Origin of the sequence: Pseudomonas sp. GW456-L13 (assembly GCF_017350115.1) — a bacterium.
Lineage (GTDB): Bacteria > Pseudomonadota > Gammaproteobacteria > Pseudomonadales > Pseudomonadaceae > Aquipseudomonas > Aquipseudomonas jessenii.
This window is the reverse complement of record NZ_JACNAS010000002.1, coordinates 1253718-1280025: the sequence shown is the minus strand read 5'-3', so window position 1 is coordinate 1280025 and position 26308 is coordinate 1253718. Positions and strand designations below refer to the sequence as shown.

Annotated in this window: 23 protein-coding genes; 12 read left to right on the top strand and 11 right to left on the bottom strand. The window is 60.1% G+C overall.

What is annotated here, in order from left to right:
- The first annotated feature begins 53 nt into the window (after positions 1–53).
- The 3 genes from J4D25_RS19875 to groL all read left to right on the top strand — a co-directional run bounded on the left by J4D25_RS19875 (position 54) and on the right by groL (position 2769).
- Entirely contained in the window at positions 54–530 is a 477-nt protein-coding gene (locus J4D25_RS19875) for an FxsA family protein (RefSeq protein WP_057713449.1), read from the top strand.
- 248 nt (positions 531–778) lie between these two features.
- On the top strand, positions 779–1072 hold the full coding sequence (locus J4D25_RS19870; protein ID WP_007985847.1) for a co-chaperone GroES: 294 nt from the start codon (positions 779–781) through the stop codon (positions 1070–1072).
- Positions 1073–1122: 50 nt separating this feature from the next.
- Positions 1123–2769: a chaperonin GroEL gene (gene groL, locus J4D25_RS19865; RefSeq protein WP_007985845.1), complete on the top strand. Its 1647-nt coding sequence runs from the start codon at positions 1123–1125 to the stop codon at positions 2767–2769.
- A 173-nt stretch (positions 2770–2942) separates the two neighbouring features.
- On the opposite strand, the gene J4D25_RS19860 is transcribed toward groL, so the two are convergent.
- Positions 2943–3686 carry a phosphatase PAP2 family protein gene (locus tag J4D25_RS19860; protein ID WP_057713450.1) on the bottom strand — a complete coding sequence of 248 codons (744 nt, stop codon included), beginning with the start codon at positions 3684–3686 and terminating at the stop codon, positions 2943–2945.
- Between the two features lie 218 nt (positions 3687–3904).
- On the opposite strand from J4D25_RS19860, the gene colR reads away from it, so the two are divergent.
- From colR to J4D25_RS27085, 5 genes are all read left to right on the top strand, one after another.
- Complete coding sequence (gene colR, locus J4D25_RS19855) at positions 3905–4588, top strand: two-component system response regulator ColR (protein WP_007985839.1); 684 nt, start codon at positions 3905–3907, stop codon at positions 4586–4588.
- The gene (locus J4D25_RS19850) at positions 4578–5852 is read left to right on the top strand and encodes a HAMP domain-containing sensor histidine kinase (RefSeq protein ID WP_057713451.1); all 1275 of its coding nucleotides are present in this window, start codon (positions 4578–4580) and stop codon (positions 5850–5852) included. The genes colR and J4D25_RS19850 overlap by 11 nt, the downstream gene beginning before the upstream one ends.
- A gap of 154 nt (positions 5853–6006) precedes the next feature.
- Positions 6007–6675, top strand: coding sequence for a class I SAM-dependent methyltransferase (locus J4D25_RS19845; RefSeq protein WP_057716567.1), 669 nt, complete (start codon positions 6007–6009; stop codon positions 6673–6675).
- A 4-nt stretch (positions 6676–6679) separates the two neighbouring features.
- The gene (locus J4D25_RS19840; protein ID WP_057713452.1) at positions 6680–7393 is read left to right on the top strand and encodes a lipopolysaccharide kinase InaA family protein; all 714 of its coding nucleotides are present in this window, start codon (positions 6680–6682) and stop codon (positions 7391–7393) included.
- Between the two features lie 2 nt (positions 7394–7395).
- Positions 7396–7623 (top strand): hypothetical protein, encoded by a 228-nt coding sequence (locus tag J4D25_RS27085; protein ID WP_079246712.1) that lies wholly within the window; start codon positions 7396–7398, stop codon positions 7621–7623.
- A gap of 110 nt (positions 7624–7733) precedes the next feature.
- Here the strand turns inward: J4D25_RS27085 and J4D25_RS19835 are convergent, their stop codons facing one another.
- The 7 genes from J4D25_RS19835 to J4D25_RS19805 form a co-directional block, all read right to left on the bottom strand.
- Positions 7734–10760, bottom strand: coding sequence for a multidrug efflux RND transporter permease subunit (locus tag J4D25_RS19835; protein ID WP_057713453.1), 3027 nt, complete (start codon positions 10758–10760; stop codon positions 7734–7736).
- Positions 10761–10773: 13 nt separating this feature from the next.
- Positions 10774–11922 (bottom strand): efflux RND transporter periplasmic adaptor subunit, encoded by a 1149-nt coding sequence (locus tag J4D25_RS19830; RefSeq protein WP_057713454.1) that lies wholly within the window; start codon positions 11920–11922, stop codon positions 10774–10776.
- Positions 11923–12124: 202 nt separating this feature from the next.
- Positions 12125–13225: a DUF1513 domain-containing protein gene (locus J4D25_RS19825; RefSeq protein WP_057716568.1), complete on the bottom strand. Its 1101-nt coding sequence runs from the start codon at positions 13223–13225 to the stop codon at positions 12125–12127.
- A 14-nt stretch (positions 13226–13239) separates the two neighbouring features.
- Complete coding sequence (locus J4D25_RS19820) at positions 13240–14304, bottom strand: imelysin family protein (protein WP_057713455.1); 1065 nt, start codon at positions 14302–14304, stop codon at positions 13240–13242.
- A gap of 27 nt (positions 14305–14331) precedes the next feature.
- Complete coding sequence (locus J4D25_RS19815; protein ID WP_057713456.1) at positions 14332–15759, bottom strand: di-heme oxidoredictase family protein; 1428 nt, start codon at positions 15757–15759, stop codon at positions 14332–14334.
- A gap of 295 nt (positions 15760–16054) precedes the next feature.
- A complete protein-coding gene (locus tag J4D25_RS19810; protein WP_057713457.1) occupies positions 16055–17404 on the bottom strand; it encodes an imelysin family protein in 1350 nt (449 codons plus the stop codon).
- Between the two features lie 244 nt (positions 17405–17648).
- Positions 17649–19700 (bottom strand): bifunctional diguanylate cyclase/phosphodiesterase, encoded by a 2052-nt coding sequence (locus J4D25_RS19805; protein WP_057713458.1) that lies wholly within the window; start codon positions 19698–19700, stop codon positions 17649–17651.
- 1221 nt (positions 19701–20921) lie between these two features.
- Here J4D25_RS19805 and J4D25_RS19800 point away from each other — a divergent pair.
- Positions 20922–21185 carry a DUF6124 family protein gene (locus tag J4D25_RS19800; RefSeq protein ID WP_057713459.1) on the top strand — a complete coding sequence of 88 codons (264 nt, stop codon included), beginning with the start codon at positions 20922–20924 and terminating at the stop codon, positions 21183–21185.
- Between the two features lie 180 nt (positions 21186–21365).
- Here the strand turns inward: J4D25_RS19800 and J4D25_RS19795 are convergent, their stop codons facing one another.
- The 3 genes from J4D25_RS19795 to J4D25_RS19785 form a co-directional block, all read right to left on the bottom strand.
- Positions 21366–21962: a superoxide dismutase gene (locus J4D25_RS19795; protein ID WP_008022038.1), complete on the bottom strand. Its 597-nt coding sequence runs from the start codon at positions 21960–21962 to the stop codon at positions 21366–21368.
- A 164-nt stretch (positions 21963–22126) separates the two neighbouring features.
- On the bottom strand, positions 22127–22729 hold the full coding sequence (locus tag J4D25_RS19790) for a LysE/ArgO family amino acid transporter (protein ID WP_057713460.1): 603 nt from the start codon (positions 22727–22729) through the stop codon (positions 22127–22129).
- A gap of 6 nt (positions 22730–22735) precedes the next feature.
- Positions 22736–23137 carry an ACT domain-containing protein gene (locus J4D25_RS19785; RefSeq protein WP_057713461.1) on the bottom strand — a complete coding sequence of 134 codons (402 nt, stop codon included), beginning with the start codon at positions 23135–23137 and terminating at the stop codon, positions 22736–22738.
- A gap of 96 nt (positions 23138–23233) precedes the next feature.
- Between J4D25_RS19785 and J4D25_RS19780 the strand changes: the two genes are divergently transcribed.
- The 3 genes from J4D25_RS19780 to J4D25_RS19770 all read left to right on the top strand — a co-directional run bounded on the left by J4D25_RS19780 (position 23234) and on the right by J4D25_RS19770 (position 26163).
- A complete protein-coding gene (locus J4D25_RS19780; RefSeq protein WP_057713462.1) occupies positions 23234–24127 on the top strand; it encodes a LysR family transcriptional regulator ArgP in 894 nt (297 codons plus the stop codon).
- 54 nt (positions 24128–24181) lie between these two features.
- Positions 24182–25174 (top strand): NAD(P)-dependent oxidoreductase, encoded by a 993-nt coding sequence (locus J4D25_RS19775; protein ID WP_057713463.1) that lies wholly within the window; start codon positions 24182–24184, stop codon positions 25172–25174.
- 116 nt (positions 25175–25290) lie between these two features.
- Entirely contained in the window at positions 25291–26163 is an 873-nt protein-coding gene (locus J4D25_RS19770; protein ID WP_057713464.1) for a hypothetical protein, read from the top strand.
- The last annotated feature ends 145 nt before the right edge of the window (positions 26164–26308 follow it).

Here is a 26308-nt window from a genome sequence, read left to right as displayed (position 1 = left end):
CGACGTCATCTAAGGTGAACTGGCAAGGCATTCTTGCGTTGAGGAACCATTTGATGCGCCCTTTTTTGTTGCTCTTTCTGCTGTTCCCGGTGTTGGAGCTGTTCGTATTCGTCAAGGTGGCAGGGTCCATCGGGTTTTTCCCGGCCCTGCTGCTGATCATTCTCGGCTCGATGTTCGGCGTGTTTGTGCTGCGCATCGCCGGCCTGGCCACGGCCCTGCGTGCCCGTGAAAGCCTGAGCCGCGGCGAACTGCCGGCCCAGACCATGCTCGAAGGCCTGATGCTGGCATTGGCCGGTGGCCTGCTGATTCTTCCGGGCTTCATCAGCGATGTGATCGGCCTGTTCATGCTGCTGCCGTTCAGTCGTCGCCTGCTGGCGGGTAAAATGCGCCAGCGCGCCGAAGAGCAGGCGATGCGTCAGCGAGCGTTCGCCGACGACCTACAGGCCCGTGGCGGCCCGGCGCCTCGCGAGCCGCTGGGCCGCGAGCCCAACGTGATCGAAGGCGAGTTCGAACACCGCGATACCAAGTAATACGCACATCGACACGGCACCTTCGGGTGCCGTGTTCGTTTGCGGGGCATCGACCTGAAAAATTTTTCATCGCCGCCCTTGTAATAAGCTTATGCGCCCTTATGTAACGGTCACCGCAAGGTTTCTGGCGAACAAGCCAGACAGACTTCCGCGGTTCGCTTGACGAACCGCAACCGGCACCGCCGGCCTTTGTTAAACCCGCCGGGACTACACCGGCCGATGAAAACCACAATTAGGAGAGATCGACAATGAAGCTTCGTCCTCTGCATGACCGCGTCGTCATCCGTCGCAGCGAAGAAGAAAAGAAAACCGCTGGCGGTATCGTCCTGCCAGGTTCGGCTGCTGAAAAAGCCAACAGCGGCGAAATCCTCGCTGTAGGCACCGGCCGCGTACTGGAAAACGGTGAAGTGCGTGCACTGTCCGTGAAAGTGGGCGACAAGGTTGTGTTCGGTCCTTACTCCGGCAGCAACACTGTGAAAGTCGACGGCGAAGACCTGCTGGTAATGAGCGAGAACGAAATCCTCGCCGTTATCGAAGGCTGATACCCCCGTTCATTTTCCCGCTACTACAAAGTATTTAAGGAATATCGATCATGGCTGCTAAAGAAGTTCTGTTTGGCGATTCCGCCCGTAAAAAAATGCTCAAGGGCGTCAACGTCCTGGCTGACGCAGTAAAAGCGACCCTGGGCCCGAAAGGCCGTAACGTGATCATCGAGAAGAGCTTCGGCGCTCCGACCATCACCAAGGACGGCGTTTCCGTCGCCAAAGAAATCGAACTCGAAGACCGTTTCGAAAACATGGGTGCGCAGCTGGTCAAAGACGTTGCCTCCCGTGCCAACGATGACGCTGGTGACGGTACTACCACCGCTACCGTTCTGGCTCAGTCGATCGTCAACGAAGGCCTGAAAGCCGTCGCTGCCGGCATGAACCCGATGGACCTCAAGCGCGGCATCGACAAGGCGACCATCGCCATCGTCAAAGAGCTGAAAAACCTGTCCAAGCCATGCGCTGACACCAAGGCTATCGCTCAGGTCGGCACCATCTCGGCCAACTCCGACAACTCCATCGGCGACATCATTGCCGAAGCCATGGAAAAAGTCGGTAAAGAAGGCGTGATCACCGTTGAAGAGGGCTCGGGCCTGGAAAACGAACTGTCGGTTGTTGAAGGCATGCAGTTCGACCGTGGTTACCTGTCCCCGTACTTCGTCAACAAGCCAGAGACCATGGTCGCTGAGCTGGACGGCCCGCTGATCCTGCTGGTCGACAAGAAGATCTCGAACATCCGCGAAATGCTGCCAGTGCTGGAAGCCGTTGCCAAAGCCGGCCGTCCACTGCTGATCGTGGCCGAAGACGTTGAAGGCGAAGCCCTGGCGACTCTGGTTGTGAACAACATGCGTGGCATCGTTAAAGTCGCAGCCGTCAAGGCTCCAGGCTTCGGCGATCGCCGCAAGGCCATGCTGCAGGACATCGCCGTTCTGACCGGCGGTACCGTTATCTCCGAAGAGATCGGCCTGAGCCTGGAAAGCGCAACCCTGGAAAACCTGGGCAGCGCCAAGCGCGTGACCCTGTCCAAGGAAAACACCATCATCGTTGACGGTGCTGGCGTACACGGCGACATCGAAGCACGCATCACTCAGATCCGTGCTCAGGTTGCCGAAACTTCCTCGGACTACGACCGTGAAAAACTGCAAGAGCGTCTGGCCAAGCTGTCCGGCGGCGTTGCAGTGATCAAGGTTGGCGCTGGTTCCGAAGTTGAAATGAAAGAGAAGAAAGCCCGCGTTGAAGACGCCCTGCACGCTACCCGTGCAGCCGTTGAAGAAGGCGTCGTACCTGGCGGTGGCGTTGCACTGATCCGTGCTCTGCAAACCCTGAACGATCTGAAAGGCGACAACGCTGATCAGGACGTAGGTATCGCTGTTCTGCGTCGTGCCGTTGAAGCACCGCTGCGTCAGATCGCTGCCAACAGCGGTGACGAGCCAAGCGTTGTGGTCAACGAAGTCAAGAACGGCAAAGGTAACTTCGGTTACAACGCTGCGACTGGCGAATACGGCGACATGATCGAAATGGGCATCCTTGACCCAACCAAGGTCACCCGTTCCGCGCTGCAAGCTGCATCGTCGATCGGCGGTCTGATCCTGACCACCGAAGCCGCTGTTGCTGATGCACCGAAGAAAGACGGCGGTGCTGGCGGCGGTATGCCAGACATGGGCGGTATGGGCGGCATGGGCGGCATGATGTAAGCCAGCCTTACCCCTGTACGAAAAAACCCCGTCTGCGAAAGCAGGCGGGGTTTTTTATTGCCTTCAATTTGGGGTTGGCTGGAGATTGCGTCGCGCCCATCGCGGGCAAGCCACGCTCCCACAGGATCTGCATCGTCTCTGTGGGAGCGTGGCTTGCCCGCGAAGGCGTCAGGTCAGGCGCTGACAGGTTCTGCACTTGCCACGCGATCCGCCCTCAAGGCCGGTCGATACAGAACGTAGTAATACGACCCCAAACAAATCAGCCAGCAGAACACCGCCGTCCACACGTTGTGCGAGAAGAAGTGTGCGCCCTGCATCATCCGCCCGATGGAGAACACCGAGCCGAGGGAAAAGGCGAAGACCAACGCTGCGCGAGCCATGCGCGGGCGACGGTCGCGCAGTACGAAAAACAGGGCAAACAGGGTGAAGCCGGTGGCCGCATGGCCGCCGGGCCAGCAACGCCCTGGTTTATCGGTGTGCGGGCGAGGACTCAACAGTTCGCTGTAGGTCTCGTGACCGCCGAATTGTTCGAGGCTCCATGGGCATTGCACCGCGGTCACTGCTTTGATGGGCGTGACAAAGGAAGTCGCCAGGCCCAGGGACAGCACCAGGCAACCCAGTTCCCGCTTGAGCGGTTTGAGCCTGGCCATGAAGAACGAAGCGATGAAGGCGAGGATGGCAAACACCGAGAAGGCGATGACCACTTGCTTGGCGCGATCGTGCAGGATGTCCTCGAGGAAGTAACTGTGGCGTCCGATGAATTCCCCGGTGACCGGGTCGTAAAACAGCTTGGCCAGGTCCATGTCCAGACTGGTCAGTTCGAGCAATACCAGAATGATCGCAGCTACGGCGGGGACTCCAAGGCACACCCAGAAATTGAGCGGACGAGGGGCAGGGCGGGCAAGGGTCGAAACCATGCTAGTTCCTTGATCAGTGAAATGTTCTCAAATGCGCAGCCGCGCAGAGTTTGAACCCGATTCTGTCGCCAGCGTGTGAATCGCCGGTGAAAAACTCGTTAAGGCTGTAATCGGTCAATTTCCGCGCTTTTGCGCTTCACTCAGTCCTAGCCCTGAGCGGAACTTCGCCTTAAGCTGCGCGGGCCACGACGGCCGTTACTGTGGACGGAGAGATACCCATGCGAATTCTATTGGTTGAAGACAACCGCGATATCCTGGCCAACCTGGCCGATTACCTGGGGCTCAAAGGCTATACCGTCGATTGCGCTCAGGATGGTCTGTCGGGCCTGCATCTGGCGGCCACCGAGCACTACGATTTGATCGTGCTCGATATCATGTTGCCCGGCATCGATGGCTACACCCTGTGCAAGCGCCTGCGCGAGGATGCTCGCCGCGAAACGCCGGTGATCATGCTCACGGCCCGCGATCAACTGGATGACCGTCTGCAGGGCTTCAAGTCCGGCGCCGATGACTATCTGATTAAACCGTTCGCCCTGTCTGAGCTGGCGGCGCGGATCGAAGCGGTCATGCGCCGAACCCAGGGCGGCGGGCGGCGGACCTTGCAGGTCGGCGACCTGAGCTACGACCTCGACACACTGGAAGTCACTCGCGAAGGCCGGTTGCTGAAACTCAACCCGGTCGGCCTGAAGTTGCTGGCCGTGTTGATGCAGAAAAGCCCTCATGTGTTGCGCCGTGAAATTCTTGAAGAAGCGCTCTGGGGCGACGACTGCCCGGACAGCGACAGCCTGCGCAGTCATGTCCACCAACTGCGCCAGGTGATCGACAAGCCGTTCGCCAAACCATTACTGCAAACCGTGCACGGTGTGGGGTATCGCCTGGCCGAGGGCCGTGATGGAGTTTAAGCAGAGCCTTGCTCAACGCATCATCATTGCCTTTGCGCTGATGAGCGCACTGGTGGCGGGTGCCTTTGCCATGGGCATCGTGGCGACCGTGCACCTGGTGGAGGAAAAACTGATTTCGGCCGGTCTGGGCGGCGATTTGCAGCGCCTGTTGCTGATGGACAATGTCACGGACTGGAGCCACCGCCCCGAACCGGACCAATTGTTCTACTTCAGCAACGGGCCTGGCGATTTCAATTTGCCCAAGGATTTGCGGCATCTGGAGCCGGGTTTCCACGAAGTGTTCCGCGAAAACCTGTCGTACCACGCCATGGTCGAAATCGTCGACGGCCGACGTTACGTGCTGTTGCAGGACCAGAGCGATTTTGAAGAGCGCGAGCGGGTGCTGTTTGCCGTGGTGCTGGTGGGTTTCGTACTGAGCCTGGCACTGGCTGTATTTCTCGGCTGGGTGCTGGCACGCAAGGTCATGGCGCCGGTGGTACGGCTGGCCCGCCAGGTGCGCCATCGCGATCAACTGCTGGGTTTGGCTCCTCCCTTGGCTCCGGATTATGCCGCCGACGAAGTGGGCGAGCTGGCCGTGGCCTTCGACGCCACCCTCGGGCGCTTGCGTCAGGCCCTGACCCGCGAGCGTTTGTTCACCAGCGACGTCAGCCACGAATTGCGTACGCCCCTGATGATCCTGGCCAGTTCCTGCGAGTTGTTGCTGGAAAACCCAGGTCTCGATCAGCGCGGTCGCGCTCAGGTCGAGCGCATTGCCCGGGCATGTGAAGAAATGCGTGAGCTGGTGCAAACCTTCCTGATGCTGGCCCGCGCCAAGCGCGAAGACAACAGCATGTCGCCGCAGCAGCCCCTGGGCCAGGTAGCCGAGGGCCTGGTCGGTCTGTGGCGCGGCCCCATTGAAAGCAAAGGGTTGAAACTGATCTTCGAACCGGGCAACCCTGAGGCCAAGGGCTACAATGCGACGCTCCTGCACGCGGTGATGGGTAACTTGCTGCGCAACGCCTTGCACTACACAGAACGGGGCTTCATCCGCCTGAGCCTGACGGGCACGGGATTTCTGGTCGAAGACAGCGGTGTGGGCATTCCCGAAGAAAAACGCGAGGCGATGTTCGAACCCTTCGTTCGGGGCACTGAAAAACGCGGGGAAGGCTTGGGCCTGGGGCTTTCACTGGTGCAGCGGATTTGTGAAAACCAGGGCTGGAGCGTCAGCCTGACTACGATGGAGCCCAGTGGCTGCCGTTTTCAGGTGGAGCTGTCCCGAACTTGATCTGTTAAGTCAGGCGTCCAGCAAACCCTGTCAACTCCGTAAAACCCTGTAATATTTCAGGTTTTCCCATAACGATATTTTCACAAATGGATGACCAGACGCCGACACTACAAAATCTAAGGTAGCTGCTATCAGAAGTTCAGGAGACCTGATGATGGACGGCCCGATCAAGCTCGATTTTTCCGAAAAGTACGACGATCAACACGCGCAACGCTATTTGCGCAAACACCAGGAAGGTCTCGGCCGTCGATTGTCCCACTGGCGTGACGAACAACTGGCGCGCAAGGCACTGGCCCTGGTTGGCGAGCCTGGTCTGGTCCTCGATTTGCCTTGTGGTGCAGGGCGTTTTTGGCCCTTGTTGGCGGAAAAATCCAACCGAGTGATCATCGGTGCCGATAACTCGCCGTCCATGCTGAAGGTCGCAACCCAGGCGCAACCTGCCGATGTGGTGAAGCGGGTACAACCCTTGCACACATCTGTATTCGACATCGCCTTGCCGGACAACGCCGTCGACAGCATTTTTTGCATGCGTTTGCTCCACCACATCGGTGAAGCCAAGCATCGCATGGCTATTTTGCGTGAGTTCGAGCGGGTTTCCCGCGACAGCGTGATCCTTTCGCTGTGGGTCGATGGCAACTTCAAGGCCTGGAAACGCAAGCGTTCGGAGAAAACCCGTGGGCAGGAAGGTTACCAAAACCGGTTTGTGTTACCGGCCGCTACCGTAGAGAAGGAATTTGAGCAGGCGGGTTTCCGAATCCAGGAACAACTGGACTTTTTGCCGCTCTATGCCATGTGGCGAGTTTACGTATTACGCAAGAGGTAACAGGATGGCAGTGCAGTGTGCAGCAGAAACGGAAGTCGTTCCCCAGGACCGCTTCGATTACTTTTGGAATCAGCGCGGTGAATGGGTAGAAGAACCCAACGTCCGTCGCGGCGGGGAAAGCGGCGTTCAACGCCTGATGGGCAGTGATGGTCAACTGCTCTACGTCAAGCGCCAGACCGGGCATATCCATCGTAGCTTGCAGCACCCTTTCGGGCGGCCGACGGTCATGCGTGAGCATGCTGCGCTCACCGGTGTGACCGCGCTTGGCGTACGGGTTCCGGAAATCGTTTTCTGTGGCGCACAGCGCGATCCTGTGCACAAGTGGCGTGCCTTGCTGGTCACCAAGTCGCTGGACGGCTTCGAGGAAATCGATCGCTGGTACGCCGGTGGCGGTCGCGAGCGTCATGGTGAAGCCATAAACGAACGAGTGCTCAAGGACCTGGCTGAAAACCTGGCTCGCATGCACAAGGGCCGCTGGCAGCACGGATGTATTTACGACAAGCACGTATTCGTTCGCGTGACCGGTGAGGGCGAGACGGCCAAGGTCGAAGTGGCACTGATCGATCTGGAGAAATGCCGGCAGCGTTTGACGGCCCATCGCGCAGCTGTCCATGACATGAAGCAATTGCGTCGCCACTCGTCGTTCAGCGACGCAGACTGGGAAAAACTCATCTACTTTTATGAGACGGCGTTTGGCAGCGCTATCAAGGGTTTATAGCGATGAAACTCGAAATTGCACGAGGTTTGTTTCTGGTAGGAGCCTTGGCAGTTGCATCGATCGCGATGGCAACCTGGGAGCAACCACGCCCCCAGGTTCTCAGCTCGATAAACGCAGAAGAACATTGTCCGTTGCCTCGGATTGCCAAGGCATCCGTGGCCACTCGACCCGATCATGACTTGTTGCTGTTCATGTTCGGACTTTCTCAGGGATTGAGGCCGCAGAGTTGAACCGATTGAAGCCAAAATGAAAGGCCTCGCTGATGCGAGGCCTTTTTTATTGCCCTGACTTTCAACTCAACAAAATTCGATGTGGGAGCGAGCCTGCAGATACATCTGTTTCAGCGCTTATCCGGCTTGGCCAGCAAGGTGTAGACGCAGGGCAACACAAACAGGGTGAACAACGTACCGATCGACATACCGGTCGCGATGACCGTGCCGATGTCGAACCGGCTGACCGCGCCAGCACCGCTGGCGATGATCAATGGCACCATGCCGAACACCATTGCCGCCGTGGTCATCAAGACCGGACGCAGCCGGATGGCCGCCGCTTCCTCCACCGCTTCCCGTGCGCTCAGGCCCTTGTCCTTGCGTAACTGGTTGGCGAACTCGACGATCAGAATGCCGTGTTTGCTGATCAGCCCGATCAAGGTCACCAGCCCGACCTGGGTATAGATGTTCATGCTCGACCAGCCCAGGAACAGCGGAATCAATGCACCGCAGATAGACAGGGGCACGGTGACCAGGATCACCAGCGGGTCGCGGAAGCTTTCGAACTGGGCCGCCAGCACCAGGAAAATGATCGCCAGCGCCAGGGCAAAGGTGACCCACAGGGCACTGCCTTCCTGAACGTACTGCCTCGATGCGCCAGCGTAGTCGAAGGCAAAACCGGCGGGTGCCTCTTCCCGGGCGATCTGGCGCACGAGGTCGATGGCTTCCCCCATGCTCACCAGCGGCACGCCGGACAGGATGGCCGAGTTGAGTTGCTGGAACTGGTTCAGCTGTCTCGGTCGGGCACGGTCGGTGACGGTGATCAGGGTCGACAACGCCAACAGTTCACCCTTGGTGTTTTTCACGTAGTAATTGTTCAGCCAGTCCGGATTGTCACGGAACGGCCGCTCGACCTGGGCAATGACCTTGTAGCTGCGACCTTCAATGGTGAATCGGTTGATCTCGCCTTCACCCAGCAGGGTCGCCAGAGTCCCCCCCAGGTCCTGCATGGAAACCCCCATCTGCGCAGCCTTGGCACGGTCGATATCCACCACCACTTCCGGCTTGTCGAAGGCCAGGTCAACGTGGACAAACGCAAACTTGCCGGATTCCTTCGCACGTTTTTTTACCCGGTCGACCACCTGCAGCAGCAATTCGTAATCGTTGGCGGAGTTGATGACGAACTGGAACGGCACGCCTTCGCCGGTGCCCGGCAGCGACGGCAGGTTGAAGCCGAAGATCTGCAGCCCCGGGATCTTTTCCAGTTTGGCCTGCACCTCGGGCAGGATCGCCATTTGAGTTCGACTGCGATCGTCCCATGGCTTGAGCAGGAAACCGCCGATGCCCGATTGCACGCCGTTGAAACCGTTGATCTGGAACGACGAGTAGTACTCGGGAAACGCCTTGAAGATCGAGACGAACTCGTCGGTGTAGGTGTTCAGGTAGTCGAGGTTGGTCGGTTGCGGGGCGTTGGCAATCATGAAAATGATGCCCTGGTCCTCATCCGGCGCCAGTTCCGATTTGGTGAAGTTGAGAAGGACCGGAATCAGGCACAACACGATCACGGCGAACACCAGCACCACCGGCCGGGTGTTGAGGGTGCCATGAAGCAGGCTCTGGTAGCGGCGCTTGAGGCGTTCGAAAATCATGTCCAAGCGATGGGCCAGGCCGCTGGGGTTCTCGTCGTGACGCAGCAGAAACGCACACATCATCGGCGACAGGGTCAGGGCGACGATACCGGAAATCACCACCGCGCCGGCCAGGGTCAGGGCGAACTCCTTGAACAGCGCCCCGGTCAGGCCGGTCAGGAAACCGATCGGTGCGTACACCGCCGCCAGGGTGATAGTCATCGAAACCACCGGCATGGCGATTTCCCGGGCGCCTTCAATGGCGGCCTCGAGCGGTGTCTTGCCTTCCTCGATGTGACGGTGAATGTTTTCCACCACCACGATGGCATCGTCCACCACCAGGCCGATGGCCAATACCATCGCCAGCAGGGTGAGCAGGTTGATCGAGTACCCCATCATCTGCATGAAGAACATGACGCCGATCATCGACAGCGGGATGGTCACCACCGGGATCACCACCGAGCGCAGGGCACCGAGGAACAGGAACACCACCACAATCACGATCAGCACCGCTTCGAACAGGGTCTTCACCACTTCGTCGATCGAGGCCTGGATGAACAGAGTGGCGTCGTAGGCGATTTCACCGTTCAGGTTCGGCGGTAGCTGGGCCTCCAGGTCCGGCATGATCTTGCGCACTTCCTTGATCACTTCCAGCGGGTTGGCGCCGGGCGTCGCCTTGATGCCGATGTACACCGACGGGGTGCCACCGAACGAGCTGATGGAGTCGTAGTTCTCCGCACCCATTTCCACGCGCGCCACATCCCGCAGCAACACTCGGCTGTCGCCATCGACCTTGAGCGGAATCGTCCCGAAGGCTTCGGCGGACTTGAGTTCGGTATTGGCGTTGATGCTGGTGACCACGTATTCGCCCTTCACTTCGCCTGCGGCAGAGAGGAAGTTGTACTGGCGCACCGCATTGGTCACATCGCTGGCACTGAGGCCGAAACCCGCCAGCTTCATCGGGTCCAGCCACAGGCGCATGGCAAATACCTGGTTACCGAGGATCTCGGCTTCGGCCATGCCGGGCAAGGTCGCCAGCTTGGGCTGGATCACCCGTGACAGGTAATCGGTAATCTGCGGGTTGCTCAACTCCTTGCTGAAGTAGCTGATGTACATCAGCACTGACGCATCGGCCGATTCTTTGCTCAGCACCGGGTCTTCAGCGTCCTGGGGCAGCTGGTTCTTGACCTCGTTGGCCTTGGCCAGCAGTTCGGTAAACAGACGGTCGCTATTGGCGCCGACGCGCGCGTAGATCGAGATCACCGAGAAATTCTGGCGACTGACCGAGGTCATGTAGTCGATGCCCTCGGCGCTGGCCAGGCTTTGCTGCATCGGTTGGGTGATGTAGCCCTGGATGGTCTCGGCGTTGGCCCCGGGGTAGGCGGTGGTCACCGTGATCAGGGCGTTTTCCATTTGCGGGTACTGGCGTAGCGGCAGCTTGCTCCAGGCCTGAAAGCCCAGCAGTACAATCAACAGACTGACCACGGTAGCGAGAACCGGACGGCGGATGAACGGGTCGGTAAAAGCCATGGGAATTCCTTGATCAGTCCGCGCGTGGCTGGCTGTTCTGCCCGGCCAGGGTCTTGTCGTCGCTGATGGCAATGCGTGAGCCGTTATCCAGTTTGAGCTGGCCGGCGGTCACCACTTTCTCGCCGCTCTGCACGCCTTTGGTGATCATCACTTGCCCATCGCGGCGTTCGCCGGTCTCGACAAACCGCCGTTCGGCGATCAGCACCGGTTGGCCCTTGTCGTCCTTTACCAGGCTGCCATCCTCGGCTTTCTTTGGTACGGCCACATACACCGAGTTGCCGTAGAGCGTGTAGGTAATCGCGCTTTCCGGCACCACGATGCGCGGTTGCGGGTCGGGCAGGAGCACCTGGAGGCTGGCGAACATGCCTGGCATCAACTTGCCGTCGGGGTTGGCCAGGGTGGCGCGGACCTGCACGTTACGGGTGCTGTTCTCGATTTTAGGGTTGATTGCACTGATGGTGCCGGGGTACTCCACGGTCGGATACGCCGCGACAATGACCTGCACTGGCTGGCCGAGCGCAATCTTCGGCACCGACTGCTCGGGCACAAAAAAGTCGACATACAGGCTACTGAGGTCTTGCAGGGTGGCGATCATGGTGCCACTGGCCATGTAGTCGCCAACGTCCACCTGACGAATGCCAATGGTGCCGCTGAACGGCGCGATGATGCTTTTTTTGCCGAGCGCAGCCTTGAGTTGATTGACCGTGGCCTTGCTCTTTTTCAGCACCGCCGAAAGTCGGTCGAATTCGCCTTTGGAAATGGCCTGGCTGCCGACCAGTTGGCTACCGCGACCGTAATCAAGCTGTGCCAACCCGAGGTCGGCCAGAGCAGTTTCCAGCAGGGCACTTTCAACGGCGCTGTCGAGGCGCAGGAGTGGTTGGCCGGCCTTGACCTTCTGCCCCGACTCGAACTGGAGATCGATGACGGTGCCATCGGTCTCCAGGCTCAGGTCCACCCCCTGCAATGCCTTGAGCGTGCCAACGGTAGGCAGGCGGGCTTGCCATGGGCGCTCGGTGGCGGTGGCCACGGCAACGCTGACGGCCGGTCTGGGCACAGAGAAGCCTTGAACCATCGTATAGATCGAGAAGGCTTTGTACGCAGCCAGGGCCAGCACAATCAATAGAACCACACCCAACATGATCAGCATGCGGCGACGCAGCATATTCCAGTTCCTTGGAGAAAATCAGGTGAGACAGCAGGGAACATTACCGCGAGTGTAGAGGGTAAATCCAACTGCCGTTTTTACAGGTTGTGAGGTATTAGAGGGGGGAAAGCCTGAAAAGATTCGCCGTCTCGGTTCTCGCCTGCGGGGTGTACGTCATCCCGATGCAGGTGCGGCCCAGGCCGGCGATCTTTTCAATGATTCAGGCCATCAGATGCAGATGGTTGTCCCAGAGCCCTGCGGGTAGCTCCAGCGGTTTTGCAACGAGGTTTGTCTGGCGGCAATCGTAGTAGCGGCAGCGCCCCTGTCCCGAGGTCACGACAAAACCATCGGCCACGGCACCGACCCCGGCGCAATCGGGCAGTGGCGCGTCCAGGCGTACTTCACCGCTGTCCAGGTCCCAGATGAAAAAGCGGTTGCCCCGCGGTGCGGTCAACGCCACCAGGCGCAAGTCGCTGTGTATTGCGACGCTGGCGGTGTAGTGTCCCATGGCCTGCAACTGGTGCTCGGGTACCGGGAACGCGACGAAGGGCTGACCGGGGCGCTTGATCGCCAGCAACTCCGACGACTCGTGGGCCGCACCCATGAACTGCTGGCTGGCGACGATGGTGCCGTCGCTGGCGATGGCCAGATGACGCACGCTGTTCATCTGCTGGGCGAGGGTTTCCTTGCTCAGCAGGGTGCCGTCGCGGTGCATCAGGACCAGGCTCGGTTCCATGGCGCTGAGGTTCATCTCCACCCGGCTTTCGGCCTCGGTGCGAATCCCGCCGTTGGCCACCACCAGGGTTTCGCCATCGGGCATCCACGACACCTGATGCGGACCGAGGCCGTGGGTGGAAATCTCACCACTGTGCACCAGCCGTTCGCCTTCGAACTTATACACGCCGAGCAGGCCGCGCCCCGGATCGGAGGTGTCGTTTTCCGTGGCGTACAGCCAGTCGCCGCTGTGGTGAATGACCGCGTGCCCGTAGAAGTGCCGGTTCGGCTGTGACACCACGGTTTGCAGGAGCGCGCCGTCGCGCAGGTCGATCAGGTAGCTCTCGGTGCCCGGACGGCGAGCGACGAACAGCGCAATCGGCTGTGTCGGGTGGTTGATGATGTCGTGGCAACGCTGGCCGACCCGGGTGGCGAACACTTGGGTGCCATCGAGCCGGTAACCGACGGCGTAATGCTGGCCGTCGGTATCGTCCCGTGCCGAAAGCAACAACGGACTCCTGTCCTTTTGCTTGAACAGCTTCCAGCCGCCCAGCGTCACTGCACCCAGCAGCAAACTACCTAATGTCAGAACCTGGCGTCGCAGCATGGAACCGGCCCTCATCAGTCACCGTCGTTGGCGTTGAAGCCCAGCTGGATGCCCAGTGCCTTGGCCAGATCGGCCTCGTGCAGGCGATGGACGACGTTGAGGCTGTCATACAGCTCGTTGAGTTGCTGGCGGCCGGCCTCGTCATTGAGCATGTCGGTCAGCGAGCGCTGGTTGCCGGCGAACAGCTTCAGCGAGGCGGCATAGGCTGCATCGATCTTGTCGGCCAACGGCTTCTGCTCGCTCGGCAACAGGCCGCGCAGGCCTTTGTTATCCACACCTTCCCAGACGGTCCTGGCGGCCGCGAGGCTGGCTTCGAGGCTGGTCAGGGACGCCTGGCTGCGCCATGCATCGGCCTGGAACGGTTGCGGCACGCCCTTGCTTTGGCGGCCCATCGGCGTGCCGAGTTTCTTCTTCAGGGTGTCGATGGCGGTGACTTGCACGCGCAACAGATCGGCGATCGCCTCATGGGAGTCCGCGTAGCGCTGGTTCGGGAACTTGCTCATTTGCGCGAGCATGCCGTCGGTGTTGTTCCAGGTTTGCAGAATTTCTTCGGCCAATTGCTTCTGGCGTTCGCCGATGGCGATCAGCAGCGGGCAGTATTTGCTCTTCTGCTCAGCGTTGGCCACGTCGGGCTTGCTGTCGAACAGAATGTATTCGTAGGCCGAGAGCCCCTGTACCACGACGCTGGACTTGGCCAGGGCGGCGGCATCGATTTGCGGCTGGGCGGTGACCAGTTGCTCGACCTGACGGCCGACCAGGTTTTTCTTGTCCGGCCAGAACTGCACTTGCCACGAACGGTTGCCTTCGGCCAAAGGCCCGATCAGCAGCGGTTGCAGCTCGGCCCAGGCTTTTTGCGCATGCAGGAAGTCGGCACGGGCTGTTTCCAGGGTTTCCTTGCCTTCGCAGTAGGCGAGGGCGCTGACCGCCAATTGACGATCGGCCTCAACCCAGCGGGTGTAGGTCGGCAGGATCACCGACTTGGCAATGGCCGCCGACGTGACCGCTTGCGGGTCCTGGGGCGAGCAGGCGCCCAGGGCGAGGGCGGCAAGGCTGGTGAACAACAGTTTGGGACGGAACATGTCGGGCTCCCGCGAGTGGAATGCGTGTTAAAGGGAATTCAGGAACGCCAGCAACGCAGCGCGTTGCTCGGCATTGAAAGACAAAACCTGTTGTTGCGCCGCAGTCGCCTCGCCGCCATGCCAGAGCACGGCTTCGAGCAGGTTGCGGGCGCGGCCGTCGTGCAGGAACTGGGTGTGGCCGCTGACCGCCTGTGTCAGGCCGATGCCCCATAACGGCGGGGTGCGCCATTGGCGGCCGCTGGCCTGGAATTCGCTACGGTTGTCGGCCAGGCCGTCGCCCATGTCATGCAGCAGCAGATCGCTGTACGGGCGAATCACTTGATTGGCCAGTTCAGGTTCGGCGGCATTGGCGGCGGTGGTGTATTTCGATGTGTGACAGGACTGGCAACCGGCCTGATAAAACAGGGTCTTGCCGGCCAGCACTTCAGGGGCGTTGACGTCACGGCGGGCCGGTACGGCAAGGTTGCGGCTGTAGAACAGCACCAGGCGCAGGATGTTGTCGCTGACTTCCGGCTCGCCATCGGGGCCGTTGCCACTGGGTGCCTGTTTGCAGGCCGTTTGCGCGTCCGTGCAGTCATCAAGGGGTCTAAGGCTGGTTGTGAGCCCCATATCTCCCGAGAACGCGTGGACATTCTGTTGATTGAGGTTCGGTTGTCCGGCTTTCCAGCCAAATCGTCCCAGAACGGTCTTTTGCAGAGCGTCATCCCAGACCCGGTTCGGTCGCCCGTTGATGCCGTTGTTCGCCTTGGCCTGTGCCTCGGCGTTGGCCAGGATCGCCTCCTCGGGGATCGCTTCGAGCAGGCCCAGGCCAATCATTGGCGGCGCCACGCGGCCCGAGAAACGGGTGTCGGGGTGCATCGGGCCGTAACCCAGCTGGGTGATGTTCAGGCTCGGTTTGCGTAACTCGACTTCGGTGCCGTCCTTGAAGCGCACCGGCACGGGGGTGTAATCGACCCGCACTTTGCCTTCGGGGGCCACGCCGGGTACGGACATGTCCTGGAACTGGCCGCCGTAGACGGGCTCCGGCACCACGCCGAGCTGTTCGATGACCTTGGCATACGCCGGGGCGTCGGGAATCGACAGGCGTACCAGCATCGACACCGCGTTCACATCGTCGGGCGTCGGCGGATGGCCGCGGCCGTCCTTGATGTGGCAGCCCTGGCAGGCATTGGTGTTGAACAGTGGACCGAGACCATCGCGAGCTGTCGTCGTCGACGGGGCGATCACCCAAGGGCTGCGGAAGAAGCTGTTGCCGACACTGAAATCCACACGCCGTGATGGCGGCAGGTTTGCCGAGGGCATGGAAAACGCGTTCTGATCGGTCTTGCGCACCGTCGCACTGCCGCCGGAGCGGGCTTCACCGGGTTCGGCCCGGGTGAATTTCGGGGCGTCATCGCAGGCACTCAGGCCCAGGGCCAGAAACAGTGCGGACAAGCGAAGAGGCAGCGAGGGCATCAGACATCCTGCAAGACGAGCAAAACAAGGGCGCAAAGTCTAACAGGGGATGGGAATTTGAATAAGAGGAATTATCGTTTGCTTGATGTGAGGCAAGAGTCTATCTGCAAACCACGATCCCCTGTGTAGGAGCGAGCTTGCTCGCGATGGACGTGAACGGTGACGCGTGCTGACTGGAAAAATGCGTTGCCTTCAAATTCATCGCGAGCAAGCTCGCTCCTACAGGGGGGGGCACATCCGGGCAGACAAGAAAAAGGCGACCCGAAGGTCGCCTTTTTCACTCAGCCAGCGTTGATCAGAATTCGTGATCAGCGTTGTCCGGGTTCAGGTCGGCGATACCCAGTTTGCCAGCGGCGGCTTCGATCGAACCGGTCTGCTTGACCAGGGACGCGATAGCGTCACGGACGATCTGGTTGCCTGCGGTGTTGCCGGCAGCGATCAACTGGTCGTAGTGCTCGCCCTTGTTGGCGTGGTCGACCATGACCTGAAGCTTGGCTTCAGTGGCGGCCAGGTCGTCTTTGAGCGCGGTGTCGGCAGCCGGGTCGGCTTTGGCCACCAGGGACGACAGGCTGGCGCCGGTCATTTTGGTGCCATCGACGCGAGTGTATTCACCCAGGTACACGTTACGAATGCCCTTGGCATCGTAGAAGTGCGAGTTGTGGGTGTTGTCGCTGAAGCAATCCTGTTCGTCTTCCGGGGAGTTGGCTTCCAGGGAAACCTTCATGCGCTCGCCCGCCAGTTCGCCCAGGGACAGGCTGCCCATGCCGAACAGCATTTTGCGCAGGCCGGTTTCAGCCGGTTCTGCTTCCAGGGTGGCGCGGTAGTTGTCGGCCACGTTCGGCTTCCAGTTACCGACCATTTCTTCCAGATCGCTGACCAGCAGCTGGGTCACGGACTTCAGGTAGGCACGACGACGATCATTGTGACCGCCGGTAGCGCCTTTGCCTTCCAGGTAGTCCGAAGCCGGACGATTGCCGGCGCCAGGGCCGGTGCCGTTCAGGTCCTGGCCCCAGAGCAGGAATTCGATGGCGTGGTAGCCGGTGGCGACGTTGGCCTCGGAACCGCCCAGTTCGTTCAGGCTGGCGAGTTTTTCCGGGGTGATGTCTTTGACATCAACCTTGTCTTCGCCGATCTGCACTTGAGTGTTGGCGATGATGTTGGCAGTGGCACCCGGGTTGCCCAGGGCGTGTTCGTAGGATTTGTCGACGTAGTCGATCAGGCCTTCGTCCAGCGGCCAGGCGTTCAGCTGACCTTCCCAGTCGTCAACGATGGTGTTGCCGAAACGGAACACTTCGCTCTGCAGGTAAGGCACGCGAGCGGCAACCCAGGCAGCCTTGGCGGCTTTGAGGGTGTCGGCGTTCGGCTTGGCGAGGAAGGCGTCTACGGCGGTTTGCAGGGTCTTCGCGGTGGATTCGGCATCGCTGTAAACGGCGAAAACGATGTCGGCGTAATGGGCGACAACGGCTTTGGCGGCAGCTTCGTCGACTTTACCGGCAGCGGCAGGCGCAGTGGCTGGAGCAACCGGGGCAGCCGCAGTGCTGGCGGCAGGCGCGGCAGCTTTTTCTTGGTCTTTACCTTCGCCGCAACCGGCGAGGGAAATAGCGATGGCCAACAGACTGGCGGTAGCCAGAGGCATACGAATCATGGCGAACATCCTGCTTCGATAGGGGTGGAGTCGTGCTATGCACACGCAAAACTGCGACATAATGCAAATCTTTCGCATTATGTGTAAAGGGTTGTGCCTGTAAATATTTCTTATTCACGTGGCGTGGCGCACGGCCTTGTAGGAGCGAGCTTGCTCGCGAAGGACCTCAAGGCGACGCGTTTTTTCAGGCTGCCCGCGTCATCGTTCACGACCATCGCGAGCAAGCTCGCTCCTACAGGGGGGGTTACAAAATAGCCGCATTGCTGCGTTGGGCCTGCTTGAGGTAAACGCCCAGTTCCCGTGCCGGCAACGGTTTGCTGTAGTGATAGCCCTGACCTTCGTGGCAGCCTTCGGAAATGATGTAGGCCTCTTGCTCGGCGGTTTCCACGCCCTCGGCAATCACCTGCATGCCCAGGCTTTTGCCCAGCTGGATGATGGCGCGAACGATGGTCGCATCGTCGTCGTCATCGAGCAGGTCCTGGACGAAGCTCTTGTCGATCTTGATCTTGTCCAGAGGCAGGCTCTTGAGATAGCTCAAGGACGAATAGCCGGTTCCGAAATCGTCGATGGCGATCAGCGCGCCGGAGCGGCGCAGGCTGAGCAAGTGCTGGGCCGCGGTGCTGATGTCTTCCATCAGGCCGGTTTCGGTGACTTCCAGCTCCAGGCTGCGCGGTGGCAGGCGGTACATCTGCAGCAGGTTGTTGACCACTCGTGGCAGTTCGGCGTGGTGCAATTGAACCGTAGACAGGTTCACCGCCATGCGCAGGTCGGAGAAGCCCTGGTCATGCCACTCGCGTAGTTGTTTGCAGGCCTGGTCCAGCACCCATTCGCCGATGGCGATGATGGTGCCGTTCTGTTCGGCCAGCGGGATGAACAGGTCCGGCGGCACCATACCGTGCTCGGGGTGTTGCCAGCGAATCAGGGCTTCGACGCCCACCACACGGTTGTCGCGGTAGCTGATCTGCGGCTGGTAGACGAGGTAGAACTGATTGCGGATCAGCGCATCGCGCAGGTCTTTTTCCAGTTCGCGGCGGCGACGCATTTCGGTATCGACGCTGGCGATATAGAACTGATAGCGGTTGCGCGAACGGGTCTTGGCCAGCGTCATGGTCTGCTCGGCCTTTTGCAGCAACTTCTCGGTGCTGTTGCCGTCCTCGGGGAACAGGGTGATGCCGATGGTAGCGCGCAGGCGGATCTCCTGATGATCGAGGGCAAACGCCGCTTCCAGGTCATCGAGAATGCTTTGCGCCAGCTCGGCGGCTTCGTAGGGCTGCTCGATATCGGCCTGGACCAGGGCGAACTGGTCGCCACCGAGGCGGGCGAGGGCGCCCAGGCGACCGCTATGACCGCGCAGGCGATCGGCCAGGGCCAGCAGCAATTGGTCGCCGGTCTGGTAGCTGAACTGCTCGTTGATGCCCTTGAAGTCATCGAGGCCAACACACAACACCGCGACCCGGCGCTGCAATTTGCCGGCGTCGATAAGGATCTTGTCCAGTTGCTGCTGCAATTGCTGCCGGTTCGGCAGCCCCGTCAGGAAATCGTACTGGGACATGCGCACCAGGCTGTTTTCCGCTTCGTGGCGCAGATGGGTATTGCGTTCGATGGATTCGAGCAACTGGTTGGCGGTGTTGATCCAGATGCCCAGTTCGTTGTTCTCGTGGCCCTTGAGCAGCGGAATCTTGTGTTCGCTGGGACGATCCGGATTGATTTCCGTGAGGTGCTCGATGATCCGCGACAGCGGCTTGGTCAGCAGCCAGTGGTAGACCAGGTACAACACCAGTCCCATGGCGAGTGCGCGCAGGACGCCGGAAATGAAGATGATCACCGAGCTGACAATGAACCCTTGGCCGTAGGTGGCGGTATCGAGGGTGATGCTCAGGTCCCCGTAATACTCACTGTAGGGCCCGCGACCGACCAGTTGGGTGGTAAAGGTGCGTTCCTTGCCAAGAATCAGGTCGGTCAGCCAGCGGCTGTGGGAGTGCTGCAATTCGCGGGTTTTTTGCGCGAGCATGGCTTCGTTGGGGTGGCCGATGGAGGCCTTGCGCACGGCGGCGTCCTGAAACAGGCCTTCGATCACCTGCATGCCCATTTCCCGGTCCAGGCTATAGACGGCCTGGGTCGAGGGGTCGCGAAACATGTCGAGGATGCGTTCGGCATCGCTGGCGACGGCCTGACGTGTTTTATAGGCATCGAACACAATCTGCGCGCAGCTCAAGACCACGCCGACGATCAATGCCGACAGGAGTACGACCCGGAGCAACTTCACCGACAAGCTGTTCTTGAGTTCCAGCTTCAAAGGGTTATTCCTTGTTCCGTGCGGGTAGCATCAAGTTGCCATGAGTATTGGCAATCCCGTGATGGCAGTCAAAGGGACAATCATCCTTGGGGGATTTTGCCTGCTGCTTGGCCGATTTGCAGTTGACCTGGCGAGTTAGCCTATTAGTACTGTGTCGGTTGTCGAGTCCTTCAACTTGAGGGGCGGGATGGAGATATTTTCCTTTTGTTTGATGTTAGTCGGCGTGGGCGGGGGAGCAAGGGGCTGGAGGCTGGTTTCATCTTGGGAAATTGGCTTCGTCCGGGTTTTTTTTGGGGGGGCATATCCATTGCTGCGGTAACGGCAGCTGGCGGTTTCGCCCTTACGGCGAGTCCCTTTTGTCAAACGACACAAAAGGAACCAAAAAGTCTCGCCCCGAACGTACGGCCCCTCGCCAGGGCTCGGGGTTCCTTCGCTCCGGCATTCATCCGGGGGCATCGCCCTCCGGTTGGCTTCGCTGGCACCTACATGCGATGGGTTCGACTGCGTCGAACGGCGCTGCGCGCCCATCCCCGGATGAACGCCTCCACTCAGCCTGCCGAGGGGGCGGGTGGATCAAGATCAAGAGCTGCAGGCGAGCTAACGCTCGGCCTGTTGAGTGGTGAGAAGCGATGCGGTGATGCGGGATGCTCTGCTTTTTGCTCTTCTGTGGGAGCGAGCTTGCTCGCGATGGACGTCAACGATAACGCGGGCTGACTGGTTGATCGCGTTGTTCAGACGTTTTTCGCGAGCAAGCTCGCTCCCACGGGGATCTTCAGTGGCCACAAGTACCGACTAAAAACCGGGGAGGTATGACTCACCCACATAGGTAACAAAACAGTTCAAGCACATAGGTAACAGTTTTTAACTGGCCCGGGACGCTCCGCGTTACGTTTTGGGCGTTAGCGCGGTGTAGGAAAGCGCCAGAAGTTTCCCACGCAGTTTTCAGGTTGTCCGTCGGAAGCGGGCTGAATAACCTTTGGCTGTCGCTGAAACTCAGCGATCGGGTGTGAGAACCCGGCTACTTATGGTCATCCAGAGCCTGTGCACGCATAATCGCCGCCAGCTAATCCGCTGTCTGTAAATGCGTCATGGCGGCTGTGTGCGGGCAGACTTAGGTCTGGCCCGGGTGTCCATACCGGTTTCTCACCTCGCACATAGCTGCCACCTCTTCACCGCGTGAGAAACGGCAAGTGGTGGCCCCAGCGCTAGAGGAATGGTTTTATGGACAAATTAATCCCAGATCCCCCCTACAACACCACCAAACCCTACAGCCCTCGCACCATGTTCATGATCGTCCCCGACATGGACACTGAAAGCCTGCTTGCCCACGCTTGTGAATCACTGGCTTCAGCCAATGTCATGGCGAGTGATTTCGCTACCTGCCTGGCTGGCCCCCAGCGCAACACGGCGCTGGCCATTTCGCAGATTGTCATGTTGGCGGAGCTGGCGGTGAATCGCGCGTTGGATAACCTCGATCCGCAGTAGTTGGCAGGCTGACCGCGTTATCGTTCTTCGCGAGCAGGCTCGCTCCCACTGGCTCGGGGGGTGATCTGTGGGAGCGAGCCTGCTCGCGAAGGCGGCGGGACAATCACCACCGTCCCTTTGCTCATATTCCTTCCATAAAAAAACCCGGCACAAAGCCGGGTTTTTTGTCTGGCATCGAGCTTAAGCGGTGAAGGTTTTGCCTTCGAACTGCTCAGCCACGAATTTCCAGTTGACCAGGTTCCAGAACGCTTCGACGTACTTCGGACGCAGGTTGCGGTAGTCGATGTAGTAAGCGTGTTCCCAAACGTCGCAGGTCAGCAGCGGGGTGTCGCCGTTGGTCAGCGGGTTGCCGGCGCCGATGGTGCTGGCCAGGGCCAGGGAACCGTCAGCCTTCTTCACCAGCCAGCCCCAACCGGAACCGAAGGTGCCGATGGAAGTCTTGCTGAACTCTTCCTTGAACTTGTCGAACGAACCGAAGGCCGCGTTGATGGCTTCAGCCAGTGCGCCGGTTGGTTGACCGCCAGCGTTTGGCGCCAGGCAGTTCCAGTAGAAAGTGTGGTTCCAGACCTGAGCGGCGTTGTTGAAGATACCGCCCGAGGAAGTCTTGACGATTTCTTCCAGGGTCTTGCCTTCGAACTCGGTGCCTGGCACCAGGTTGTTCAGGTTCACGACGTAGGTGTTGTGGTGCTTGTCGTGGTGGAACTCCAGGGTTTCCTTGGAGATGTGCGGCTGCAGGGCATCGTGTGCGTACGGCAGTGGCGGCAATTCGAAAGCCATGATGATTCTCCTAATCAGGTCAGTTGCGGTGAGCGCAAGGCCGATCACGGGCGGCCAGACAAGCGCCGGGGAGTTTGTACTCTTTGCGGCGCAGGGAGTCGGATCATAGCACCGGGGGGGCGGCATAACCACGCAACAACTGTGTGGAATAGAGGTTCCGCCAATCAGATGGCCGCGATCAGCTGCAGCGCTACGGCAAACATCATCACCGCCACCAACAGATCGAGAATTCGCCAGGTGCCGGGCCGGGCGAGCCACGGTGCCAGCCATGCCGCACCGAGGGCCAGGGTGAAGAACCACAGCAGCGAGGCACTGGCCGCGCCTACGACATAAGCGCCCGGCTCGGTTTGTTGGGCGCCCAGGGAGCCGATCAGCAAAACGGTGTCCAGATAGACGTGCGGGTTGAGCAAGGTCACCGCCAGCGCGCTGAGCATCACCGCCCGCAGCGAACGTACGGTCTGGCCTTCGCCCTGCTCAAGGCTCTGCTTCGAGAAGGCCCGGCGCAGCGCCTGGCTGCCGTACCACAACAGGAACGCTGCGCCGCCCCAGCGTGCGATGGCCAACAGCGTCGGGTTCTGCGCCAGCACCGTCGCCAGGCCGAATACCCCGGCGGCTACCAACAGGGCATCGCAGGTCACGCAGAGTGCCGCCACCGGCAGGTGATGTTCACGTCGCAGGCTTTGCGCCAGGACAAACGCATTCTGGGTGCCGATCGCCATGATCAGGCCGAAGGCCACGAGCAGCCCGTTCACATAACTTTGCCACATGATTTTTTACTCCGCGTTGGCTGCCAGATCCCGCAGCACTTGCAGGGCACGGTCGGTGTCGGCCTGGCCGACGAACAAATGGTCGTGGTAGTAGCCGGCAATCACGTTGCAGCTGATTCCGGCCTTGCCCAGTGCCGTGGCGAACGCGGCGGTCAGGCCGACCGCTTCGAGGGCCGAATGTACGTTCAAGGTGATCCAGGCGGCGATGTAGTCGAAGCTGAATCCGGCTGTTTCGGCGTGGGAACGCTCGAGAATCACGGTCAGGCCTTCCTGCTCGCGGAAGCTGCCGACAATCTCCAGATCCGTAGGCAATTTACCGTCGCGCAGGGTGCAGAACACGTATTCGCCAGCGTTGAGTTGCGGGCTCATGCTGCGCAGCAGCGTTGCCAATGAAGTTTCGCCAGCCATGTGGGTGATCCTTGTTCAAGAGTTCTTGCTGGTCATTGTCCTTGTGAAGGCTGTATAAGAAAAACCAATCTTGCTGATCGCTCATTAGGAAAACTGATGTTCGACTATAAATTGCTTTCTGCCTTGGCCGCCGTGGTCGAACAGGCCGGTTTTGAACGGGCGGCTCAGGTACTGGGCTTGTCGCAATCGGCGATTTCCCAGCGCATCAAGCTGCTGGAGGCGCGGGTTGGCCAACCGGTGCTGGTGCGGGCCACGCCGCCAACGCCGACGGAAATCGGTCGACGGCTGCTCAACCACGTGCAGCAGGTGCGATTGCTTGAACGGGATTTGCAAAGCCTGGTGCCGGCGCTGGATGAAGAGGGCCTGCCGGAACGCCTGCGGATCGCCCTGAACGCCGACAGCCTGGCCACTTGGTGGGCGCAGGCCGTGGGGGCGTTTTGCGCCGAACAGCATCTGCTGATGGATCTGGTGGTCGAAGACCAGACCGTCGGTCTCAAGCGCATGCGCGCCGGTGAAGTGGCGGCTTGTGTCTGCGCCAGCGAGCGGCCGGTGGCGGGGGCGCGCAGTGTGTTGCTGGGGGCCATGCGTTACCGTGCGCTGGCCAGCCCCGCCTTTATTGCCCGGCATTTTCCGCAGGGCGTACGCGCCGATCAGTTGGCCCGAACCCCGGCGCTGGTATTTGGCCCGGACGATTTCCTGCAGCATCGCTACCTTGCGTCCCTCGGCGTCGAGGGGGGATTCGAACACCATTTGTGCCCGTCCTCCGAAGGTTTTATCCGCTTGGCGGAAGCCGGTCTGGGCTGGGGGCTGGTTCCGGAACTGCAGGTGCGCGAGCAACTGCAAAGGGGTGTATTGCAGGAGCTGCTGCCAGATAAGCCGATCGATGTGCCGCTGTACTGGCATCATTGGCGTAATGGCGGCCAACTGCTGGGGCTGCTCACCGATCAATTGGTCAGCGCATCGAAGCAATGGCTGGTGCCCTTGGACTGACGCGCAGCGTCAAGACCTCACGTAATACGCAAAACGAAATATTCGGAGCAATTCATGAAGATTCTGGTTACCGGCGCAAGCGGCTTCATCGGCGGGCGCTTTGCGCGTTTTGCCCTGGAGCAGGGCCTGGACGTGCGGGTCAACGGTCGCCGGGCCGAGAGTGTGGAGCATCTGGTACGCCGGGGAGCCGAGTTCATCCAGGGTGACTTGAGCGACCCGGAACTGGCGCGCGAGCTGTGCTCGGACGTCGAGGCCGTGGTGCATTGCGCCGGTGCTGTTGGATTATGGGGACGTTATCAGGACTTTCATCAGGGCAACGTCCAGGTCACCGAGAATGTGGTCGAAGCCTGCTTGAAGCAACGGGTTCGGCGGCTGGTGCATTTGTCGTCGCCGTCGATCTACTTCGATGGTCGCGATCACCTGGGTCTGACCGAAGATCAGGTGCCCAAGCGCTTCAAACACCCTTTCGCCGCCACCAAGTACCTGGCCGAGCAAAAAGTCTTCGGTGCCCAGGAGTTCGGTCTCGAAACCCTGGCCCTGCGCCCGCGTTTCGTCACCGGGGCCGGCGACATGAGCATCTTCCCGCGCCTGTTGAACATGCAGCGCAAGGGGCGCCTGGCGATCATCGGCAACGGTCTGAACAAAGTTGATTTCACCAGCGTGCAAAACCTCAACGAGGCGTTGCTCAGCAGTTTGCTGGCCAGCGGTTCTGCGCTGGGCAAGGCTTACAACATCAGCAACGGCACGCCGATTCCCCTGTGGGACGTGGTCAATTACGTGATGCGCAACATGGAAGTCCCACAGGTCACCCGCTACCGTTCCTACGGCCTGGCCTACAGCGTGGCGGCGCTCAACGAGGGCGTGTGCAAGTTGTGGCCGGGGCGTCCCGAACCGACGCTGTCGCGTCTGGGCATGCAGGTCATGAACAAAAATTTCACCCTGGACATCAGCCGCGCGCGGCATTATCTGGATTACGATCCCAAAGTCAGCCTCTGGACGGCGCTCGATGAATTCTGTGGCTGGTGGAAGGCCCAGGCTGTTCGCTGACGCTCGAACAACGACCCCCGACTGAACCGGATTCGGGCTTGGGGGTCAATGGTTGCGGCTGTGGGGTTTATACTGCGCGGCATAAAGCCATTATGTGATTCACTAAGGTTGATTCAATGTCCATGCGAAACGATGCCAACGACGACTTCGATGATGTACCGAGCCTGCGTGCAGACGTTCTCGATGACGACTTTGCGCCCACCGCCCGTACGGTCGTGCATTCGCGCACGACGCCGGTGGTGAAGGTCAAGGCGGCGAGTACCGGTGCCTTGTGGGCGTTGGTCGGGGCGTTGTTCTTTGCGTTCGCGGGCCTGGCCTGGTGGAGCTTTCAGCAGATCTCCCTGATGGAACAGCAACTGGTGGCGACCCAGGAAAGCTTCGCGCGAATCAGTGAGGAAGCGGCAGGGCGCCTGCAGGATATTTCCGGAAAGGTTGTTGCCAGCCAGACCAGTGTCAACACCGACAGCGAGGCCTTGAAGCTGCAAATCCGCCAGCTGGAAAGCAAGCTCCAGGACCAGAACGCCCAGCAGCAAGGTGTTGCCGGCCAGGCCTCGGACCTGGACAAGCGACTGGCACAAATGACCGCGCAAACCACCGAACTGGACAAACGCCTGGCGCAAATGAATGCCCAGAACACCGAACATCAGACGGCCAATACCCAGTTGCAGACCCAGGTCAAAGCATTGAGTGCTGAATTGGCCACCCTGAAAAGTGCCCCGTCGGACGCTGAAAAACTCGATGCACAACTGAAGAGCCTGGGCGCCGATATCACAGCGCTGAAGAAACAAGGCAACCCAAGCGCTGCTATCGAGCGTCTCGAGCAAGACATGATCGTGCTCAAGAGCGAGCAGGACAACCGTCCAGCGGTCACGCAGGGCTCGACCAATACCGCCGAGTTCGATGCGTTCCGCAGCCAGGTCACCCGCAACATCAATACCCTTCAGGCGCAGATCCAGAACCTTCAGCAGCAACTGCGCGCCCGGCAGTAATCCGAACACTTGTGGCGAGGGGGCTTGCCCCCGATGGGTGGCGAAGCCGCCCCAAATCCATTCGCCGCGGTTCACCAGATCAACCGCGGTGCCTGATTTACGACTGCTGCGCAGCCGAACGGGGGCAAGCCCCCTCGCCACAAAA

Coding starts and splice junctions, on each gene's coding strand:
- J4D25_RS19800 (WP_057713459.1), top strand. CDS start 20,922: ATGGACAAATTAATCCCAGATCCCCCCTACAACACCACCAAACCCTAC.
- J4D25_RS19770 (WP_057713464.1), top strand. CDS start 25,291: ATGTCCATGCGAAACGATGCCAACGACGACTTCGATGATGTACCGAGC.
- J4D25_RS19810 (WP_057713457.1), bottom strand. CDS start 17,404: ATGATTCGTATGCCTCTGGCTACCGCCAGTCTGTTGGCCATCGCTATT.
- J4D25_RS19825 (WP_057716568.1), bottom strand. CDS start 13,225: ATGCTGCGACGCCAGGTTCTGACATTAGGTAGTTTGCTGCTGGGTGCA.
- J4D25_RS19850 (WP_057713451.1), top strand. CDS start 4,578: ATGGAGTTTAAGCAGAGCCTTGCTCAACGCATCATCATTGCCTTTGCG.
- J4D25_RS19775 (WP_057713463.1), top strand. CDS start 24,182: ATGAAGATTCTGGTTACCGGCGCAAGCGGCTTCATCGGCGGGCGCTTT.
- J4D25_RS19845 (WP_057716567.1), top strand. CDS start 6,007: ATGGACGGCCCGATCAAGCTCGATTTTTCCGAAAAGTACGACGATCAA.
- J4D25_RS19870 (WP_007985847.1), top strand. CDS start 779: ATGAAGCTTCGTCCTCTGCATGACCGCGTCGTCATCCGTCGCAGCGAA.
- groL (WP_007985845.1), top strand. CDS start 1,123: ATGGCTGCTAAAGAAGTTCTGTTTGGCGATTCCGCCCGTAAAAAAATG.
- J4D25_RS19795 (WP_008022038.1), bottom strand. CDS start 21,962: ATGGCTTTCGAATTGCCGCCACTGCCGTACGCACACGATGCCCTGCAG.
- J4D25_RS19815 (WP_057713456.1), bottom strand. CDS start 15,759: ATGCCCTCGCTGCCTCTTCGCTTGTCCGCACTGTTTCTGGCCCTGGGC.
- J4D25_RS19875 (WP_057713449.1), top strand. CDS start 54: ATGCGCCCTTTTTTGTTGCTCTTTCTGCTGTTCCCGGTGTTGGAGCTG.
- J4D25_RS19860 (WP_057713450.1), bottom strand. CDS start 3,686: ATGGTTTCGACCCTTGCCCGCCCTGCCCCTCGTCCGCTCAATTTCTGG.
- J4D25_RS19835 (WP_057713453.1), bottom strand. CDS start 10,760: ATGGCTTTTACCGACCCGTTCATCCGCCGTCCGGTTCTCGCTACCGTG.
- J4D25_RS19785 (WP_057713461.1), bottom strand. CDS start 23,137: ATGGCTGGCGAAACTTCATTGGCAACGCTGCTGCGCAGCATGAGCCCG.
- colR (WP_007985839.1), top strand. CDS start 3,905: ATGCGAATTCTATTGGTTGAAGACAACCGCGATATCCTGGCCAACCTG.
- J4D25_RS19790 (WP_057713460.1), bottom strand. CDS start 22,729: ATGTGGCAAAGTTATGTGAACGGGCTGCTCGTGGCCTTCGGCCTGATC.
- J4D25_RS19780 (WP_057713462.1), top strand. CDS start 23,234: ATGTTCGACTATAAATTGCTTTCTGCCTTGGCCGCCGTGGTCGAACAG.
- J4D25_RS19820 (WP_057713455.1), bottom strand. CDS start 14,304: ATGTTCCGTCCCAAACTGTTGTTCACCAGCCTTGCCGCCCTCGCCCTG.
- J4D25_RS19830 (WP_057713454.1), bottom strand. CDS start 11,922: ATGCTGCGTCGCCGCATGCTGATCATGTTGGGTGTGGTTCTATTGATT.
- J4D25_RS19840 (WP_057713452.1), top strand. CDS start 6,680: ATGGCAGTGCAGTGTGCAGCAGAAACGGAAGTCGTTCCCCAGGACCGC.
- J4D25_RS27085 (WP_079246712.1), top strand. CDS start 7,396: ATGAAACTCGAAATTGCACGAGGTTTGTTTCTGGTAGGAGCCTTGGCA.